Genomic DNA, 17,255 nt, shown 5'->3' with positions numbered 1-17,255 from the left:
TCCTTTCCTAATTAATCTTTTTTCCAGCTAGCCCCTTTGTTTTTGTTCACACGGTTCTTTTTCTTTTTCTTCTTAGGTTGTGGAGCAGGTCGTGTGCTTTCTTTGCTCTCTTTGTTCTCTTTTGGTACATAGTCTTTTTTAACTTTCTTTTCTTTGACCACTGTTTCTTCTACTTCTTCTGACTCTGGTCGCTCGATGTATAATTGTCCGTGACTGGCAAATACTTCTTCCCCGCTACGACCAATACTTGTTAACATTTTTTTGAATTCTCGTAATTCACGGTCATTGACTAAACTAATTACCGCACCATCTTTGCCCATACGTCCGATACGGCCAGAACGGTGAATATAAGTATCACTGTCTTGAACCATGTCGTATTGAACCACATAATAAAGGTCTGAAAAATCTAATCCTCTAGCACCAATATCTGTGGTTAGTAATAAGGAAACACGTCCGTCAGAAAAGTCTTGAATGGCTTTTTTACGTTCTGATTGATGTTGATCAGACGCTAAGGTTTGATGTCTAATGCCTAAAAAATCTAACCGTTCGGAAGCCGCACCAAGTTCACTTAATTGATTAAAGAAAACAAGGCCTCTAAATCCTTCAATATGAGCCAAACGACGCAACACTTCAGAACGTTTACGCACAGGGGTCACAATGTATTGGTGATGAATCACACCCTTTGTATCGTCTTCTTTCGTAACGTCCACAATCTCAGGTTCTACTTTAAAAATAGAAGCTAATTGTGGGATGACCGCTTCTCCTGTTGCAGAAACGCCAATAATTTGGGTTTCTCCCATGACTGATTTAATGATTGATTTTGTGGCATTGTATTCACGGTCTTTCACTAAATCGTCAATCTCATCTAAGACAAGGGTATTAATCAAATGAGCTTTGATTTTTTTAGCTTTGATTAATTCAAGCACACGTCCTGGTGTCCCAACTAATACTTCTGGGCGTTTTTTCAAGCGTTCTAATTGGCGTTTGATATTAGCACCGCCGAGTAAGGTTTGAACATTTAAAGATAGGTCTTTGCCCCAATCTCTTGCCACTTGAGCCACTTGACTCGCTAGTTCTTGAGAGGGTAACAAAATAAGTAACTGGTTCCCTTCTCCTTGTGTCACTCGTTGTAAAGCTGGTAATAAATAAGCCAAGGTTTTCCCTGATCCTGTAGGAGAAATCCCTAAGACACTCTTGTCTTCTTTGATTAATTCAGCCATTCTTGTTTGGATTAACGTTGGTTGAGTAAAGCCTTCCTTTTCCCATCTCTGTTGCCATACTTCTGGTAATTGATTCTCGGTTGTCATGTTTGTCACATCTACTTTCTTATTTGTCTGCTTCGAATACAATCTCAGCATGTTTTCTTAATTTTTCCATCGTACTATGTACGTCTCTGGCTAGTTGAATCCAGTCTTGGTAATCTTTTTGTTGTTGAATACTGTTTGGGTGATGAATGACATCTGCAAAGGCTAAAGCTTCATCAATCATTGGATTCTCTGAGGCTTTTTTTGCTCTATTTTCTAAGGGCTCTGTTGCTTCTTTTAATGGTTGAACCGTAATAGATTCAATCCAGTTGATTGCATCTAATATTAATGTTTCGTCCTCAAAATAAATTTCTGATGGTAAGAAACTATTCGCATTTTTACCTGTGGATAACGTCACATCATGGCCGTCGTAACGTAAAATCATTGTACCTAATCCATCCACACCTGTGGGTAATTTCTGCGCAAAATAATACACGTCTTTTGGTTTGCCGAACCAATCCACTGCTGCATATAATAAGTAAACCCCTAAATCCATTAAGGCCCCACCTGAATATTTGGCAGAAAAGATGTTGGGTTCTTCCCCTTTTAATAAGGCATTGTAGCGAGAAGAGTACTTCATAAAGCTTAAGTTAGCACCTAGTACCTTGTCTTTTCCTTTAATGTAATTCGATACATATTTAAAGTTTTCTTCATGAATGTGACGAGCCGCTTCAAATAAAAAGACTTCTTTTTCTTCTGATAGCTCAATCAATTCTGATAATTCCGCATAAGTTGACACTAATGGTTTTTCCACAATCACATGTTTCCCTGCCAGTATTGCTGCTTTGGCTTGACTAAAATGCAGACTATTCGGTGACGCTATGTAAATCACATCAACATTCGGTGATGAGACAAACGCTTTAAAGTCCGTTTCAATACTAACCTCTTTTGCGTTATCGTATTTTTCTGCAAATTGCTCTGCGTTGTCTGCTCGTCTTGAGTAGACTGAAGCCAGCGTATACTCACCGCTTTCAATTGCTGCCTCCACAAATTGATGCGTAATCCAGTTTGTTCCAATGATTCCTAACTTTAACATATCACATGCCATTCCTTTCTCTGATTGTGCTTATCTTAATTTAAATGGTTTCTTATTCTTAATACTGATGACAGATGGTGTCACATCACAGTTATAGACCTGGACGGACAAGCCTGTTTCTATCCCTTTTCTAAAAGCATCTTCTAACGCCTGTTGCATCTCTCCGTTAATCGTTCCATATAGAATATCCTCAAACTGAGCCACAAAAATCACACCGACTAAAAAGCCGTCCTTTTGCGCTTCTATGAGGGTCTCCACGTGTTTAAGCCCTCTAAGAGAGGGTGCATCAGGGAATGAGCCGATCTTTTGATGTTCCAATGTCATTCCTTTGACTTCCACTAACAGCTTTTCCTTTTGGTCTGTTTCAATAAAAAAATCAAAACGAGAGTCTTGATACGTATACTCACGTCTGACATGGAGGATATTGCCCTTTAGTATATCAAATTTTATCCTTTTTTGCTCAATTCCTTCTTCTACCAACTCATTTGGTATTTGACTGTCTATATTAAACCACGCTGCCTCTTTTTTTACGGCAACCAAATCGTACTTTGTTTTACGCGTGGGCTTATCTTGATAATTAACAGCCACACACACGCCTGGAATCAATAATTCTTTACATCTTCCAGTGTTCTTGACATGAACGGTGACATCTTCTCCAGAAGGCGTCGTACATGTCGCAACAAATCTATTGTGTCTTTCTTTAAATGTCATAATTTCGACTGCTTCGTATATCGCCACGCCTCTCTCCCCCTATTTCTACTTAAATTATAACATTCATTGTGCCTAAAAAAAATGAAAGCTCCTTGCCTTTTTATGATATCTCATCAATAATAGAAACAACAATGAAGGAGGTTTAATATGTTTAAAAATTATGGTCCTTTAGCAACAGAAGTTTATGAATTAACCAAACCTGTGGGTTCTGATTTAAACGGGGATATCGCTTACTACACAGAACGCCTTTGCGGGGTCAAAGGAAAAATACTAGAAGCAGGTGTTGGGACAGGTCGTGTCTTATTACCTCTTCTTACCTCGGGCTTTGATGTGGAGGGATTGGATCAATCAAAAGACATGCTAGCGCAATGTCAAACACATCTTAGAGCTAGTGGTCTAGAGACACCCTTATACACTGGTGATTTAGCCTCTTTTGACATTAAGGGCACTCTTTACGATGCGATTATTATGCCAACGGCTACCTTTTGTCTCATCGAGACAGAAGAAAAAGCATGGGAAACATTGGCTAATTTCTACCGTCATTTAAACGTTGGCGGACGAGTGATTATCGACTTGGACATTCCCTTTTATCCAGAAGTGGACGAAATTATTACCTCAACCCACCCAATATCTAAGACTGAAGGTATTACCTTAGAGCGTAAAGTGATTGATATTGACTGGTTAGACCAACACATTATTAGCTATTTGAAGTACGAGAAATGGCAAGAGGGGCAATTAGTAGAAACCGAGTTACAACGCTTTTTACTCCGTTGGTATGGCTTAAATGAATTCAAATTAATGCTTGAAAAAGTAGGCTTCAACAACATCATTATCAGTGCGGATTATGATTACGAAATGCCGCCTGTCAACAGTAATCAATTGATTACCTTTGAAGCAACGAAATAACACAAAAGAGGCTGACCCCTATATGCGGTTCAGCCTCTTTTGACTATTATTCTGCTTCTTCTGAGAATTGACTGTTGTACAAGGTTTCGTAAAAGCCCTGTGCTGCGATTAATTCGTCATGAGTTCCTTGCTCGATAATTTGGCCTTGGTCCATCACAAGAATTAAGTCCGCATTTTTAATGGTGGATAGTCTATGAGCAATCACAAAACTGGTGCGCCCTTCCATGACTTTCTCCATGGCTGTTTGAATTAATTTTTCTAACCTGGTATCCACTGAACTGGTGGCTTCATCTAGAATAAGAATTTTAGGATCTGAGATAACAGCTCTGGCGATCGTCAACAATTGTTTTTGACCTAAAGAAATGTTGTCCCCTTCTTCATTAATCACCATTTCATATCCACCAGGCATGGTGCGAATGAAATGATCCACGTTCGCTGTTTTGGCTGCATCCACTACTTCGTATTCCTCAGCATCTAACTTACCAAAGCGAATGTTATCAGCAATGGTGCCGTTATAAAGCCAAGCATCTTGTAAGACCATGCCGAATAACGAACGAACATCGCTTCGGTTCATCTCTTTTGTGTCAATGCCATCAATCTTGATGGCTCCTTCTGTCACATCGTAAAAACGCATCAATAAGTTAATTAAGGTTGTTTTACCAGCACCAGTCGGACCAACAATCGCTACGGTTTGTCCACTTTTTACTGTGACGTTTAGATCTTTTATCAGAGGTTTGTTTGGGTCATAGCTGAAAGACACCTGTTCAAAGGTGACATCGCCTCTAATCTCTGTAGGGAGAGGTACGTCTGTTTCGTTGACGTCATCTTCTGCTTCATCCAGTATCTCAAAGACACGTTTCGTTGCAGCTGACGCACTTTGTAAAACGGAAGACAGCTGACTGATTTGACCCATAGGTTGGTTCACTTGCCAAACATATTGAATGAACGCTTGAAGGTTACCAACAAGTAACGTTCCCCCAATGACCATAAACGACCCCGTAACAGCCACGCCAATATAAGCACTGTATGCCGTCAAATTGACCAATGGCATCAACATGCCTGAGATAGCGGCTGCTTTAAAGCCATTTTCTGCTAACTGGCTATTAACCGACTTAAAGTCCTCAATGGTTTGCTCTTCACGCCCGAATAATTTTAAAATTTGAAAGCCTGTTAAGTTTTCTTGAACGAAACCGTTCAGATTTCCTAATGACTTTTGTTGTTCTTTAAAATATTTTTGGGACAATGTCACTACTAATTTAGAGACAAGCAATGACAAAGGAATAATCGTCATAACAATCAATGCTAACTTCACATTGATTAATAGCATGGCAACAACCGCAATGATAATCCCTAATACCGCATTAACGATAGCGATGAAGCTTTGCTGCATCGCGTTCCCCACGGCATCCACATCGTTGGTTACTCGAGATAACACATCCCCAAATTGATTCGTATCAAAATAAGACACAGGCAATCGGTTAATCTTTTCTGTGATGTCTTTTCTCAAATCTCTCATAGCATGTTGCACCACGTTTGTCATCAGATACTGAGACGCATAACTGGCTAAACTATAAATAGAACCAATGATTAGCACAACGATCAGCACTTTACTAATGTAGTTAAAATCTACCCCTTCACCCTTCGCTAAATTCTTAATAATGCGGGTGGTTGGCAGGCCTGTGACAAAGGGCAGTAATCCGTTCATCGCAATCGATGTGACGGCCATAAACAAAGCCCCGAAAAAGGCTACTTTATAAGGAGAAATATATGAATACAGGCGTTTTAATGAGCTTAATCCCTCTTTCATTCTAATTCCTCCTCTGTTAATTGACTCGATGCAATGTCATAATACACCTGACAATTTTTTAATAATTCTTGATGGGTCCCTATACCGACCACGTTTCCTTCGTTTAAGACCACAATTTGATCCGCCGTCATAATGCTACTCACACGTTGGGCAACAATTAAGACAGTCGATTCCGTTGTTTCTTGTTTCAATCGATGGCGCAGTGCCGCATCTGTTTTGTAATCCAAGGCCGAAAAACTGTCATCAAAAATATAGATGTTTGGTTTTCTAATGATGGCTCTGGCTATGGCTAACCGCTGCTTTTGACCACCTGAAAAGTTAGAACCCCCTTCTGACACAGGTTCATCCAAGCCTAATTCTTTTTGACTAATGAATTCTGAGCCTTGGGCTATATCAATGGCTTCTAACATCTCTTCTTCTGTGGCATCTGGTTTACCGTAGCGCAAATTATCTCGAATCGTTCCTGAGAATAATAAGGCTTTTTGTGGAATATAACCAATTTTTTGACGCAATGTTTTGAGATCGTACTCACGAACATCTACTCCGTCAATTAACACAGACCCTTTTGTCACATCGTAGAATCTAGGTATCAATTGAATCAACGTGGATTTCCCACTACCTGTACTTCCAATAAAAGCTATCGTTTGACCAGGATGGGCTTCAAAAGACACATTACGAATCACCGGACTCTCTGTTTGACCAGGATAAGCAAAGGAAACATCCTCAAAACGAATGACCCCTTGTGTCCTTGTTTCTGTGACCCCATTTTTAGGAGACTCTATCTCTGCTTTAAGATCTAGAACCTCTTGTACACGCCCTGCAGATACTGCAGCTCTTGGGTACATCATAAAGACCACTGAAAAGAGCATAAATGAAAAGAGGGCATGGAAAATGTATTCAATAAACGCAATTAAATTTCCCACTTCTAAATTCCCAGCGTCAATTTGAACGCTACCAAACCAAATAACTAACACAGTAATAATATTAAACAAGAAGAAAAAACCCGGTTGAGCAGAAGCCATTAATTTAAACAATCGTTTAGAATTATCTGCATACCCCTCATTTTCCTTCTTGAAACGTCCTTCTTCGAATCGCTCATTGACGAAAGCACGAATCACTCTAAGTCCTGTTAAATTCTCCCTTAAAATCATGTTGATCTTATCTAGACTGCTTTGTTGTTTTTCAGATAAGGGTTTGGATTTTTTGGCAATGATAAAAATACCTACCAACAGAACCGGCAACGCCCCGTATATAAACACTGATAATGATGGACTGGTTCTAACAATCATATAAATACTAGCAATAAACATCAGAGGGGTAATAAACCCCATTCTTAGAATCATTCCCATAAAGGTCATCACTTGAAACGCATCGTTCGTCGTTCTTGTAATTAATGAAGAAATCCCGATGGTTTCGTATTCTTGATGAGAGTATGTCTGAATGTTCGTCATCATGTCATTTCTCATCTCTTTAATTAACCGGGTATTAAGCCTTGCCCCTACTACAGACAAGCATAAATTCAGCACCACGCCAACAGCGGTTAACAGAATCATCCATACTCCCATTTTTTTAATGTAATCATAATCTTGGTTCACAATCCCTACATCTAGCATTTTTGCTAACAAGGTTGGCAAACCTAACTCAATCCCAATGAAACCGAAGACGCATAAAAAGTTTAAAAATAGTAATCCTTTTTGCTTCATCGCGTAATGCCACATTGTTTTCAATCAATCACCTTCCACTTTTCTTTCATATTTATAAAAAAATCAATTAAATGAGATGTTTATCTATCAAAGTCTAACAAATATGTTCTCAAAATGAAAGCATTCCCTTTCAAAAAACATAAAATAACTGAAATCAGAACTTCTTTATGGCGGGTGAATGTTTCTATACAATTTTAACCAATTATGATAGAATGAACCTAATTGTTGGAGAACACAACTCCCTAATATGACGGTGAATGAACAAATTAAATGGTGAAACAAACACGAGGTTTCATCGCATTAAAAACTCGTTTTTTAATGCTCATAGGCGACCCAAGGTGAAACTGGCACCTAAATTTGTTGTGTTTAAAAATAAAAAAATGAATGAATGATTAAAGGAGAAATAAATATGATCTATAAAGTATATTACCAAGAGGACAAATCACGTAGCCCACAAAGAGAAAAAACATTATCTCTTTACATTGAAGCGGACTCACCAATTATTGCACGTAAAACCCTTGAAACGAATACCCCTTACAACATTGAATTGATTCAACTACTAGAAGGCAATCATTTAGAATATGAGAAAGAAAATGCTGACTTCTCTTTAGTGGAGTTTGAGTAAGAATGAAAGTCCAAATAAAAAATAACGAGACAGGTGTTTTCGGTATTGGTGGTCTTGGTGAAATTGGTAAAAACATGTACGGGGTCCAATTCCAAGATGAAATCATCATTATCGATGCTGGGATTAAGTTTCCAGAAGACGACCTTTTAGGTATTGACTACGTTATTCCTGACTATCAATACATCTTAAAAAATCTAAACAAAGTCAAAGCCTTAGTTATTACACATGGTCATGAGGACCACATCGGTGGCGTTCCGTTCTTATTAAAACAAGCCAACATTCCAGTCTATGCTGGACCGTTAGCTATGGCTTTAATCAGAAACAAGTTAGACGAACACGGGTTACTCCGCGATGCTGAGCTTCATGAAGTCAATGAAGACTCTGTCATCAAGTTCCGTAAAACATCTATTAGTTTTTATCGTACGACTCATAGTATTCCAGAAGCGAATGGTGTCATTGTTAAAACACCATCCGGTAACATTGTCTATTCTGGTGACTTCAAGTTTGACTTTACGCCAGTAGGTGAACCAGCCGATTTACATAAAATGGCTCGCTTAGGTGAAGAAGGCGTGTTGTGTTTACTATCTGATAGTACCAACGCAGAAATTCCAGATTTCACTAAATCTGAAAAAGATATTGGTGAATCTATTTTACGTATTATCGAAAAAGTACCAGGTCGTGTCATCTTTGCTACTTTTGCTTCTAATATCTTTAGATTACAGCAAACAGTAGAAGCAGCAATTAAAACAGGCCGTAAAGTAGCTGTCTTTGGCCGTAGTATGGAAAACGCCATGATTAATGGTCGTGCACTTGGCTACATCAAAGCACCAGACGATACGTTTATTGATAGTCGTGACATTAACAGCTATCCAGCTGGAGAAATCATGATTCTATGTACGGGTTCTCAAGGTGAACCTATGGCTGCCTTAAGTCGTATCGCTAACGGGACTCACCGCCAGATTTCTATCCAACCAGATGATACGGTTATTTTCTCAAGTTCTCCAATTCCAGGTAATACTAACAGTGTTAACCGCTTAATTAACTTATTATCAGAAGCAGGAGCTCGTGTCATTCATGGAAAAGTAAACAACATCCATACATCAGGTCACGGTGGTCAACAAGAACAAAAATTATTACTACGATTACTTAAACCAAAATACTTTATTCCTGTTCATGGGGAGTATCGTATGTTAAATGTCCATTCTAAATCAGCACAAGCAACAGGTGTTCCTAAAGAAAATTGCTTTATTATAGAGAATGGTGATGTGTTAGCCTTAACAGAAGATTCAGCTCGTCATGCGGGACATTTCCACGCTGACGATGTGTATGTGGATGGTAATGGTATTGGAGATATTGGTAATATCGTCCTTAAAGACCGTCGCATTCTTTCTGAAGAAGGACTTGTATTAGCTGTTGCTACAGTGAATTACAAAACAGGCACTATTGTAGCCGGTCCAGATATCTTATCACGTGGCTTTATCTACATGCGTGAATCAGGTGAACTGATTCAAGAAACACAACGTCTTTTATTTAACGCGATTCGTCGCGCATTAAAAGATCCTAACTGTACAGAAGCAATGGTTAACGAAGTGATTATTAATACGGTTCAACCTTTCTTATACGAAAAAACAGAACGTCAACCAATGATCCTTCCAATGGTCTTAGAAGTATAATAAAAAAAGTGTAAGTAGTTAAACTACTTACACTTTTTGTTTTGTTATATTTAAATTACGCTTTAACAACGTTAGCTGCTTGAGGTCCACGATCAGTGTCTTCAATTTCAAAAGAAACTGCTTGACCTTCTTCTAGTGTTTTGAATCCTTCACCTTCAATTGCTGAGAAGTGTACGAATACGTCGTTACCTTCTTCTTCTTGAATGAATCCAAATCCTTTTTCAGCGTTAAACCATTTTACTGTTCCTTGAGCCATCTTCATTTCCTCCTCGTGCCATATCAAAGCACCTAATAATTTTGTAACCTTGTTTCGGTCGATAGAGGTGCTACTGTAAACCATTAGAACAACATCTAAGTACCAAGAACAAATTACACTATAATCATACATCACCTAAAATTTTATTGCAAGTATCCAGTTACTTCTCTTAAGAGACACTGTATCATAATTTACCCATTTCTTTAAAGGAGACATACCCCTTTGAGCCAACCACAATATGATCAACTAACTGAATGCCCATGAGATCACCACATTCAGCAAAACGCTCCGTTATCTCATGATCCGCCTTGGAAGGTGTTGGATTACCAGAAGGATGATTATGAGCGACTATGATACTCGCCGCAGAGCAAGCCACAGCCACCTTAAAGATTTCTCTTGGGTGAGCCAATGATCGATTGAGAGAACCAATAAAGATGACTTTCTTTTTAATAATTTCATTTTTTGAATTTAAGCACAGCACTAAAAATCTTTCTTGCGATAACTCTTTTAATTCTTCTGTTAATCTCTCACCAATGTCTTGACTTGATAATATCTGACCATGCTTAATAGGTTCAGTCTGATAGCACCGCTTTCCAAGTTCTAGGCTAGCATGTAGTTCTATTGCCTTCACAGGACCAATTCCCTCTAGAGCCATTAATTCTTCTAAGGTAGCATGTTTAAACTCTGACAAACTCGAAAAGCTACTTAGTATCTCTGTTGCGAGCGTTAAAACGTTCTTGTCTTTCGTTCCTGTTCTTAACATAATCGCTAATAACTCCGAAGTGGATAACGACTCTGCCCCGATTTCTCTTAATCGTTCTCTCGGTTGACAATCCATGCAACTATTTTTTATTGATACCATTAAATAAGCCTCCCCTTCACGTAAGTAAGATACGCAAAAGAGAGGCTTCTTGTTATTTTTCTTTAATAAATGTGATAACCTCAAGTAAATCTTGTTTAACGGCATAAGATTTTTCTAAGGCTTCTTCTGTTGGTTGGATTAAATCAGGTACCATAATAACTGGTACATTGGCAGAATGAGAGGCTCTGATACCATTGATTGAGTCTTCTAGCATCAAGGTTTCTTCTGCTTTGGTCCCTAATTTTTCTAACCCTTTTAACACAATTTCAGGATCAGGTTTGGCACGCGTCACGTCATCTCCTGAGACAATATCATCAAATAAATGAGCAATACCTGCTTTATCAATCAAAGTAGAAATGGCTTCTTTCGTATTACTTGATGCAATCACTCTAGGAATACCGGCTTCTTTTAGGTACATCAATAACTCCAATGCACCTTTTTTTAAAGGGGCACCTTCCTCTTGAAACCTAGTCATTGACCGAAGGCGACTTTCTTTGAAAAAAGTGGCAATGGTCTCTTTAGGCACCTCTGGAAAATCTTTAAAATAATTAGCATAGGCTTCTTCTTCACCCACACCAATTTCAGTATAGTAATAAGCCATATCGTAATCAACCATTCCCAATTCTTGGGCTGTTGCTACATTCGTCACACTATAAATGGCTTCTGTATCAAAGATTAGGCCATCCATATCTAAAATGACACCTGTCACATTTTTCACGTTAGTTTCCTCCTAATAAGGTTTCTCTCACTTGAGAAATAAAATAAAGGGAGCCGGTAATTAAAATTAAATCATCCCCTGTTAATTCCTTCAAGACTTCTGCTAGAGCTTGTTGCCACGTGTCATAGGCAGAGAGTCCCATGCTTTCATATTCATCCTTTGTAAAAGCTTTAGGGTAATCAAAAGAGGTGACTTTTAAGCTTGAGTTCGGCACTGTTTTTAAGTCCGTAATCATCCCTGCTACATCTTTTGTGGATAAGGCACCAAAAATAACGTGAATGCTCATGCCCTTAAACTCTTGCTTCAAGTTGTCCACAAGAACTTCCATGGCATGCTCGTTATGAGCCCCATCCAAGACAATCAATGGTTCCTCTGAGATTTTTTCCATTCTACCAGGCCAAAAAGCTTGTTTCAATCCCTTTTTGACCTCTTTACTTGTGACTGGTAATCCTAATTCTTTACAGATAATCTCATATAATTGAATCGCCACACTGGCATTATCTACTTGGTGTTTGCCAAGTAATGTGATGAGGCCTTCTTCTATTTTTAAGTCAGAAGACTGATAGTTAAAGACCTCGCCCCATGACGCATCAGGTTTTAAGTACGTGCTGCTAAAGTCCACGCCGTATTGATAGACGGGACTATTGAGTAGACTGGCTTCTTTTGTAAATACCTCTAACGCAGCGTCCTCTACCCTACCTAAAACAACGGGTCTATTTTCTTTAATAATCCCCGCTTTTTGATGGGCAATGGCCTCAATGGTATCGCCCAAGATGTCCACATGATCTAAGCCAATCGTAGTAATTCCTGATACGATGGGTGTAATCACATTGGTACAGTCGTATCTACCGCCAAGACCGACTTCTACTAACACAATATCTACTTCTGTCTCTACAAAGTATTGGAACATCATGGCAGTTAAAATTTCAAATTCTACGGTGTTTTTTAACGCTTCTTCTTGATCCATCTCGTCAACGAAGGGTTTCACTTTAGCAACAAGAGCCATTAATTCATCGTCTGAAATTTGTTTGCCATTGATGGCTATACGCTCATTGAAGCGTTCAATATAAGGTGAGGTAAATGTCCCCACTCTTAACCCTTGTTGTTCTAAAAGACAACGTAATAGGGTTGTCGTAGAGCCTTTACCATTCGTTCCCCCAATATGAACCGTTCTAACTTTGTGTTGTGGGTTATCAAGTAACTCTAATAGGTGATTAATTCGTGTTAAACCAGGTCGAATACCAAACTTTGTTCGACTATGAATCCAAGCTAATGTTTCTTCATAAGTCATACTGCCCAATCCTCCTGCTAGCTATGTTTTAATGTATTAATTCTATCCATCACGGCTGAACGTTTTTCTAAATAATCTGTTTCTTTGGCTCTTTCACCAGCAACAACTGCTTCTGGTGCACTAGCTACAAAGCGTTCGTTAGCTAATTTTTTCTGTACTCGTTCTACTTCTTTGTCCCATTTATCTAATTCTTTTTCTAAACGAGTAATTTCTTCTTCAATATTGATTAATCCTTCTAGAGGTAGGTAAATTTCTGCCCCAGTAATCACGGCACTCATGGCTGTTTCTGGTGCGTCAATCGTATCTGATATCACTAACTCTTCAGGATTACAGAAACGTTCGATGTAATTCGTGTTCTCTTCTAAGAAGCCTTTCACTGTGCTATCTGTTGCTTTAATCAATAACGTGATTGGTTTAGATAGTGGTGTGTTCACCTCAGCACGAATATTACGTACAGAACGAATCATCTCTTTTAGTACTTCCATTCCCTTAGCAGCCTCTGCATCACTTAATGATTCAACCACTACTGGGTAAGGAGCAACAACTAAAGACTCTCCTTCATGAGGTAATTTTTCCCAAATCTCTTCTGTGACAAATGGCATAATTGGGTGTAATAATTTCAAGATTTTATCTAAAGTATACGTTAAGATACTACGTGTCATATTCTTTTGTTCTTCGTCTTCTCCGTAAAGAACTTCTTTACTCATTTCAATGTACCAGTCACAGAAATCATCCCAGATAAAGTTGTATAAGTGACGGCCTGCTTCACCAAACTCAAAACGGTCAAAGAAGTGAGTCACACGTTCAATCGTTTCGTTTAAGCGAGTTAAGATCCAACGATCAGCTACTGTTTTATGACCTTCTAATTGAATGTCTTCGTAACCAAAACCTTCTAAGTTCATCATAACAAAACGTGAGGCATTCCAAATTTTATTAATGAAGTTCCAAGAAGCATCCATTTTTTCATAACTAAAACGCATGTCTTGACCTGGCGTTGAGCCGTTTGATAAGAACCAGCGTAGCGCATCTGCTCCGTACTTCTCAATCACATCCATTGGGTCAATCCCATTACCTAAAGACTTACTCATTTTACGTCCGTCTTCTGCACGAATTAACCCATGCATTAACACGTTCTCAAATGGGCGTTGTCCTGTAAATTCTAAACTTTGGAAAATCATACGACTTACCCAGAAGAAAATAATATCATACCCTGTTACTAATGTGCTTGTTGGGAAGTAACGTTTGAAATCTTCGTTCTCCTCATCTGGCCAACCCATTGTTGAAAATGGCCATAGGGCACTTGAGAACCATGTATCTAAAACGTCTTCATCTTGTGTCCAGTTCTCAATGTCTGAAGGTGCTTCTTCCCCTACATACATTTCGCCTGTTTCGTTGTGATACCAAGCTGGGATTTGGTGTCCCCACCATAATTGACGTGAGATAACCCAATCATGAACGTTTTCCATCCAAGTTAAGAAGGTTTGATCAAATCTTGGTGGATAGAAGGTCACTTTATCTTCTGTTTCTTGGTTTTTGATAGCCATTTCAGCTAGAGGCTTCATTTTAACAAACCATTGTGTCGATAGACGTGGTTCAACTACAACCCCTGTTCGTTCAGAATGTCCCACACTATGAACATGTTTTTCAATTTCTTTTAATAGACCTAACTCGTCTAAATCTTTGATGACTGCTTTACGTGCTTCGAAGCGGTCCATTCCAGCGTATTTACCAGCTGTTTCATTCATGACAGCACTAGCATCCATTACGTTAACGCGTGGTAGATTATGACGATTACCTACCTCAAAGTCATTAGGGTCATGGGCTGGTGTGATTTTAACAACCCCAGTTCCAAAGTCCATTTCAACGTACTCATCTGCGATGATTGGAATTTCTTTGTTAACTAATGGTAGAATCACTTTTTTACCAATTAAGTCTTTGTATCTGTCATCTTCAGGGTGAACGGCTACGGCTGTATCCCCTAGCATGGTTTCAGGGCGTGTCGTTGCGATTTCTAACTTCCCACTACCATCTGCTAATGGGTAATACATATGATAAAAAGCACCCTCGATGTCTTTGTGGATAACCTCAATGTCTGATAAGGCTGTTTTTGCTTGAGGGTCCCAGTTAATGATGTACTCACCACGGTAGATAAGCTCTTTTTGATATAACTTAACAAAGACTTTTTTAACGGCCTCAGATAAACCATCATCTAAAGTGAAACGTTCACGAGAGTAATCCACAGATAGACCCATTTTTCCCCATTGTTCACGGATATGTCCTGCGTATTCTTCTTTCCATTCATTCGTTGTTTCTAGGAATTTTTCACGACCTAAATCGTATCTAGTCACTCCTTCACCGCGTAGTTTCTCTTCTACTTTGGCTTGTGTGGCAATCCCTGCATGGTCCATTCCTGGTAACCATAGAGTGTCAAAGCCTTGCATTCTTTTTTGTCTGATAATCATGTCTTGTAACGTTGTATCCCAAGCATGACCTAAATGAAGTCTTCCTGTCACATTTGGTGGTGGGATAACAATCGAGTACGCAGGTGCGCTTTTATCGCCACTTGGCTTGAACACATCTGTTTCTAACCACTTCTCATAGCGCCCCTTCTCTACTTCTTTTGGATCGAATTTTGGCGCCAAGTTGTTTAATTCTTCTGTCATAAATTACACCATTTCCTTTCTGAGATAATAAAAAAAGCCCTAAAAATATTTCTATTTTTAGGACGAATGTTTCGCGGTACCACCTAGATTACAATGCGCCTCACACGCATTGTCACTTTGAAGTGAGATAACGATCACTAATCGGATGTCTCTGCTCCTAAGCAACCTTCGCATCTGTCAATGGGAAAACCTTACAGCCAAGGGTTTTCTTTCTAGAACCAATCGAGATGTTACTCCTCTTAATCTAAGCATTTGTTATGTGCATTTATTTTACAATGTTTCACGGACCAGGTCAAACCTAAATCAATGATTTTGCTTTTTCTAATGCCGCTTCGTAATTTGGTTCTTCTGCTACTTCATTAGAAATATCAGCATGGACCACATTACCTTTGGTATCGATAACAAAAATCGAGCGTGCTAAGCGGTTAATTGCTGGAATTAATAGGCCGTAGCTTTTAGCAAAATCTAAATCTGAATCACGTAACATTGTCATCGTTACGCCTTCAGCACCACACCAGCTAGATTGTTCTTCTTTAGTATTATTAGAGATTGTCACAAAATGAACCCCATCAATTTTACTCGCTTCTTGGTTGAAACGTTTTGTTTGTAAGGCACAAATAGCTGTATCAATATCTGGAACGACACTCACGATGACTGGTTTGTCAGCCACTAATGTGTTTAGCTCTACTTTGTTATCCTCTAAATCTAATAAAGCAAAGTTTGGGGCTACTTGTCCTACTTCTGGTTGTACGCCTTCTAATTCTACTGGATTACCTTGTAATAATACTTTCATATCCAACACTCCTTCTTGTCTTTCTACCTAACAGTATAATGAATGCTGGGTAAAATAACAAAAAAGATGACTTATAATATCTCTAAATTAGGACTATTGTAATTTTCATCATAGTAAATAAGGGTTTGTAGTTCTGTGGTCAAATCAATGTACTGTACTTGCACATGATGAGGCACTTTAATTCTCTTAGGCGCAAAGTTCAAAATAGCGGTAACGCCTGCTTCCACCAACTCATCAGCAATTTGTTGGGCACGTTCACTCGGCACAGTCATAATCGCTGTGGTTATTTTTTCTTCTTCTACCATACGTCCCATTTCTGAAACATGCTCAATCTTCACTCGATTGATTTCTGTTCCTATTAGATCTTCGTTTGTATCAAATCCAACCACAATATTCAAGTTATCATTTCTTCTAAAATTATTTTTGACTAAGGCACGTCCTAGATTACCAACACCAATTAAAGCAATTCTCTTTTCAATGTCTGTGTTTAGAATCTCGCTAAATACTTCGATTAAGTAAGGGACATCATACCCATAACCACTTCGTCCTAGCTCACCAAAATGTGAAAAATCTCGACGAATAGTCGCCGATGGGATTTGAATCATTTTACTAAATTCTTGAGATTTAATGCGTTTTACACCATTGTGATTCAATGTTTTTAAATATCTAAAGTATAGCGGGATTCGTTTTGCTGTTGCTTTTGGAATGGCTTTTCCTTTAGGTTTTGATTCCATGTTATACTCCTCCTCTTGTGACAGTTTTCACATTTTAGTGTATCACGGATTTTAGCCAATATCAATTGGTTTGTGAAAAAATGTATGTTCTTTTATTATTTTGTTAGGCTTTTATCATTCTATTCGTTCTTGTCTTTATTCCAGACTTTATACAACTATGATACATAATGAAC

General features: G+C 38.6%; 15 protein-coding genes and 1 other annotated feature. Of the genes, 3 read left to right on the top strand and 12 right to left on the bottom strand.

What is annotated here, in order from left to right:
* Positions 1 to 11: 11 nt before the first annotated feature.
* From ACVWM0_RS02160 to sfsA, 3 genes are read right to left on the bottom strand one after another with little or no spacing between them, the layout of a single operon-like run.
* Positions 12 to 1,358 (bottom strand): DEAD/DEAH box helicase, encoded by a 1,347-nt coding sequence (locus ACVWM0_RS02160; RefSeq protein WP_476473013.1) that lies wholly within the window; start codon positions 1,356 to 1,358, stop codon positions 12 to 14.
* A complete protein-coding gene (locus ACVWM0_RS02155) occupies positions 1,327 to 2,340 on the bottom strand; it encodes a Gfo/Idh/MocA family protein (protein WP_476473012.1) in 1,014 nt (337 codons plus the stop codon). Before ACVWM0_RS02155 ends, ACVWM0_RS02160 begins: the two co-directional genes overlap by 32 nt.
* Positions 2,341 to 2,370: 30 nt before the next feature.
* Positions 2,371 to 3,051: a DNA/RNA nuclease SfsA gene (gene sfsA, locus ACVWM0_RS02150; protein ID WP_476473639.1), complete on the bottom strand. Its 681-nt coding sequence runs from the start codon at positions 3,049 to 3,051 to the stop codon at positions 2,371 to 2,373.
* A 147-nt stretch (positions 3,052 to 3,198) separates the two neighbouring features.
* Here sfsA and ACVWM0_RS02145 point away from each other — a divergent pair, with 147 nt between their 5' ends.
* A complete protein-coding gene (locus tag ACVWM0_RS02145) occupies positions 3,199 to 3,957 on the top strand; it encodes a class I SAM-dependent methyltransferase (protein ID WP_476473011.1) in 759 nt (252 codons plus the stop codon).
* Between the two features lie 46 nt (positions 3,958 to 4,003).
* Here the strand turns inward: ACVWM0_RS02145 and ACVWM0_RS02140 are convergent, their stop codons facing one another.
* Positions 4,004 to 5,764, bottom strand: a complete 1,761-nt coding sequence (locus ACVWM0_RS02140) for an ABC transporter ATP-binding protein (protein ID WP_476473010.1) — start codon at positions 5,762 to 5,764, stop codon at positions 4,004 to 4,006.
* Entirely contained in the window at positions 5,761 to 7,467 is a 1,707-nt protein-coding gene (locus ACVWM0_RS02135; RefSeq protein ID WP_476473638.1) for an ABC transporter ATP-binding protein, read from the bottom strand. The genes ACVWM0_RS02140 and ACVWM0_RS02135 overlap by 4 nt, the downstream gene beginning before the upstream one ends.
* A 409-nt stretch (positions 7,468 to 7,876) precedes the next feature.
* Here ACVWM0_RS02135 and ACVWM0_RS02130 point away from each other — a divergent pair, with 409 nt between their 5' ends.
* Positions 7,877 to 8,092, top strand: coding sequence for a DNA-directed RNA polymerase subunit epsilon (locus ACVWM0_RS02130; protein WP_476473009.1), 216 nt, complete (start codon positions 7,877 to 7,879; stop codon positions 8,090 to 8,092).
* 2 nt (positions 8,093 to 8,094) lie between these two features.
* On the top strand, positions 8,095 to 9,765 hold the full coding sequence (gene rnjA, locus ACVWM0_RS02125) for a ribonuclease J1 (RefSeq protein WP_476473008.1): 1,671 nt from the start codon (positions 8,095 to 8,097) through the stop codon (positions 9,763 to 9,765).
* A 55-nt stretch (positions 9,766 to 9,820) separates the two neighbouring features.
* Here the strand turns inward: rnjA and ACVWM0_RS02120 are convergent, their stop codons facing one another.
* The 7 genes from ACVWM0_RS02120 to ACVWM0_RS02090 all read right to left on the bottom strand — a co-directional run bounded on the left by ACVWM0_RS02120 (position 9,821) and on the right by ACVWM0_RS02090 (position 17,082).
* Positions 9,821 to 10,021, bottom strand: a complete 201-nt coding sequence (locus tag ACVWM0_RS02120; protein WP_476473007.1) for a cold-shock protein — start codon at positions 10,019 to 10,021, stop codon at positions 9,821 to 9,823.
* Positions 10,022 to 10,205: 184 nt separating this feature from the next.
* Positions 10,206 to 10,883, bottom strand: a complete 678-nt coding sequence (gene radC, locus ACVWM0_RS02115) for a RadC family protein (protein ID WP_476473006.1) — start codon at positions 10,881 to 10,883, stop codon at positions 10,206 to 10,208.
* 52 nt (positions 10,884 to 10,935) lie between these two features.
* The gene (locus ACVWM0_RS02110; RefSeq protein WP_476473005.1) at positions 10,936 to 11,601 is read right to left on the bottom strand and encodes an HAD family hydrolase; all 666 of its coding nucleotides are present in this window, start codon (positions 11,599 to 11,601) and stop codon (positions 10,936 to 10,938) included.
* 1 nt (position 11,602) lies between these two features.
* Positions 11,603 to 12,892 carry a bifunctional folylpolyglutamate synthase/dihydrofolate synthase gene (locus ACVWM0_RS02105; protein ID WP_476473004.1) on the bottom strand — a complete coding sequence of 430 codons (1,290 nt, stop codon included), beginning with the start codon at positions 12,890 to 12,892 and terminating at the stop codon, positions 11,603 to 11,605.
* A 17-nt stretch (positions 12,893 to 12,909) separates the two neighbouring features.
* Positions 12,910 to 15,555, bottom strand: coding sequence for a valine--tRNA ligase (locus ACVWM0_RS02100; protein ID WP_476473003.1), 2,646 nt, complete (start codon positions 15,553 to 15,555; stop codon positions 12,910 to 12,912).
* 55 nt (positions 15,556 to 15,610) lie between these two features.
* Positions 15,611 to 15,811, bottom strand: a binding site (T-box leader).
* A 42-nt stretch (positions 15,812 to 15,853) separates the two neighbouring features.
* Complete coding sequence (gene tpx / locus ACVWM0_RS02095) at positions 15,854 to 16,348, bottom strand: thiol peroxidase (RefSeq protein WP_476473002.1); 495 nt, start codon at positions 16,346 to 16,348, stop codon at positions 15,854 to 15,856.
* Positions 16,349 to 16,419: 71 nt separating this feature from the next.
* Complete coding sequence (locus ACVWM0_RS02090; RefSeq protein WP_476473001.1) at positions 16,420 to 17,082, bottom strand: redox-sensing transcriptional repressor Rex; 663 nt, start codon at positions 17,080 to 17,082, stop codon at positions 16,420 to 16,422.
* Positions 17,083 to 17,255: the final 173 nt, after the last annotated feature.

It is taken from the genome of Vagococcus sp. 211 (assembly GCF_056322705.1).
Note: the sequence above shows the minus strand (reverse complement) of the source record. Positions and strands in the feature narration are given on the sequence as shown.

What these genes read in the sequence shown, in the direction of transcription:
- ACVWM0_RS02160 (WP_476473013.1), bottom strand. Translation starts at nt 1,358, where the DNA reads ATGCTGAGATTGTATTCGAAGCAGACAAATAAGAAAGTAGATGTGACA.
- ACVWM0_RS02155 (WP_476473012.1), bottom strand. Translation starts at nt 2,340, where the DNA reads ATGTTAAAGTTAGGAATCATTGGAACAAACTGGATTACGCATCAATTT.
- sfsA (WP_476473639.1), bottom strand. Translation starts at nt 3,051, where the DNA reads ATGACATTTAAAGAAAGACACAATAGATTTGTTGCGACATGTACGACG.
- ACVWM0_RS02145 (WP_476473011.1), top strand. Translation starts at nt 3,199, where the DNA reads ATGTTTAAAAATTATGGTCCTTTAGCAACAGAAGTTTATGAATTAACC.
- ACVWM0_RS02140 (WP_476473010.1), bottom strand. Translation starts at nt 5,764, where the DNA reads ATGAAAGAGGGATTAAGCTCATTAAAACGCCTGTATTCATATATTTCT.
- ACVWM0_RS02135 (WP_476473638.1), bottom strand. Translation starts at nt 7,467, where the DNA reads ATGAAGCAAAAAGGATTACTATTTTTAAACTTTTTATGCGTCTTCGGT.
- ACVWM0_RS02130 (WP_476473009.1), top strand. Translation starts at nt 7,877, where the DNA reads ATGATCTATAAAGTATATTACCAAGAGGACAAATCACGTAGCCCACAA.
- rnjA (WP_476473008.1), top strand. Translation starts at nt 8,095, where the DNA reads ATGAAAGTCCAAATAAAAAATAACGAGACAGGTGTTTTCGGTATTGGT.
- ACVWM0_RS02120 (WP_476473007.1), bottom strand. Translation starts at nt 10,021, where the DNA reads ATGGCTCAAGGAACAGTAAAATGGTTTAACGCTGAAAAAGGATTTGGA.
- radC (WP_476473006.1), bottom strand. Translation starts at nt 10,883, where the DNA reads ATGGTATCAATAAAAAATAGTTGCATGGATTGTCAACCGAGAGAACGA.
- ACVWM0_RS02105 (WP_476473004.1), bottom strand. Translation starts at nt 12,892, where the DNA reads ATGACTTATGAAGAAACATTAGCTTGGATTCATAGTCGAACAAAGTTT.
- ACVWM0_RS02100 (WP_476473003.1), bottom strand. Translation starts at nt 15,555, where the DNA reads ATGACAGAAGAATTAAACAACTTGGCGCCAAAATTCGATCCAAAAGAA.
- tpx (WP_476473002.1), bottom strand. Translation starts at nt 16,348, where the DNA reads ATGAAAGTATTATTACAAGGTAATCCAGTAGAATTAGAAGGCGTACAA.
- ACVWM0_RS02090 (WP_476473001.1), bottom strand. Translation starts at nt 17,082, where the DNA reads ATGGAATCAAAACCTAAAGGAAAAGCCATTCCAAAAGCAACAGCAAAA.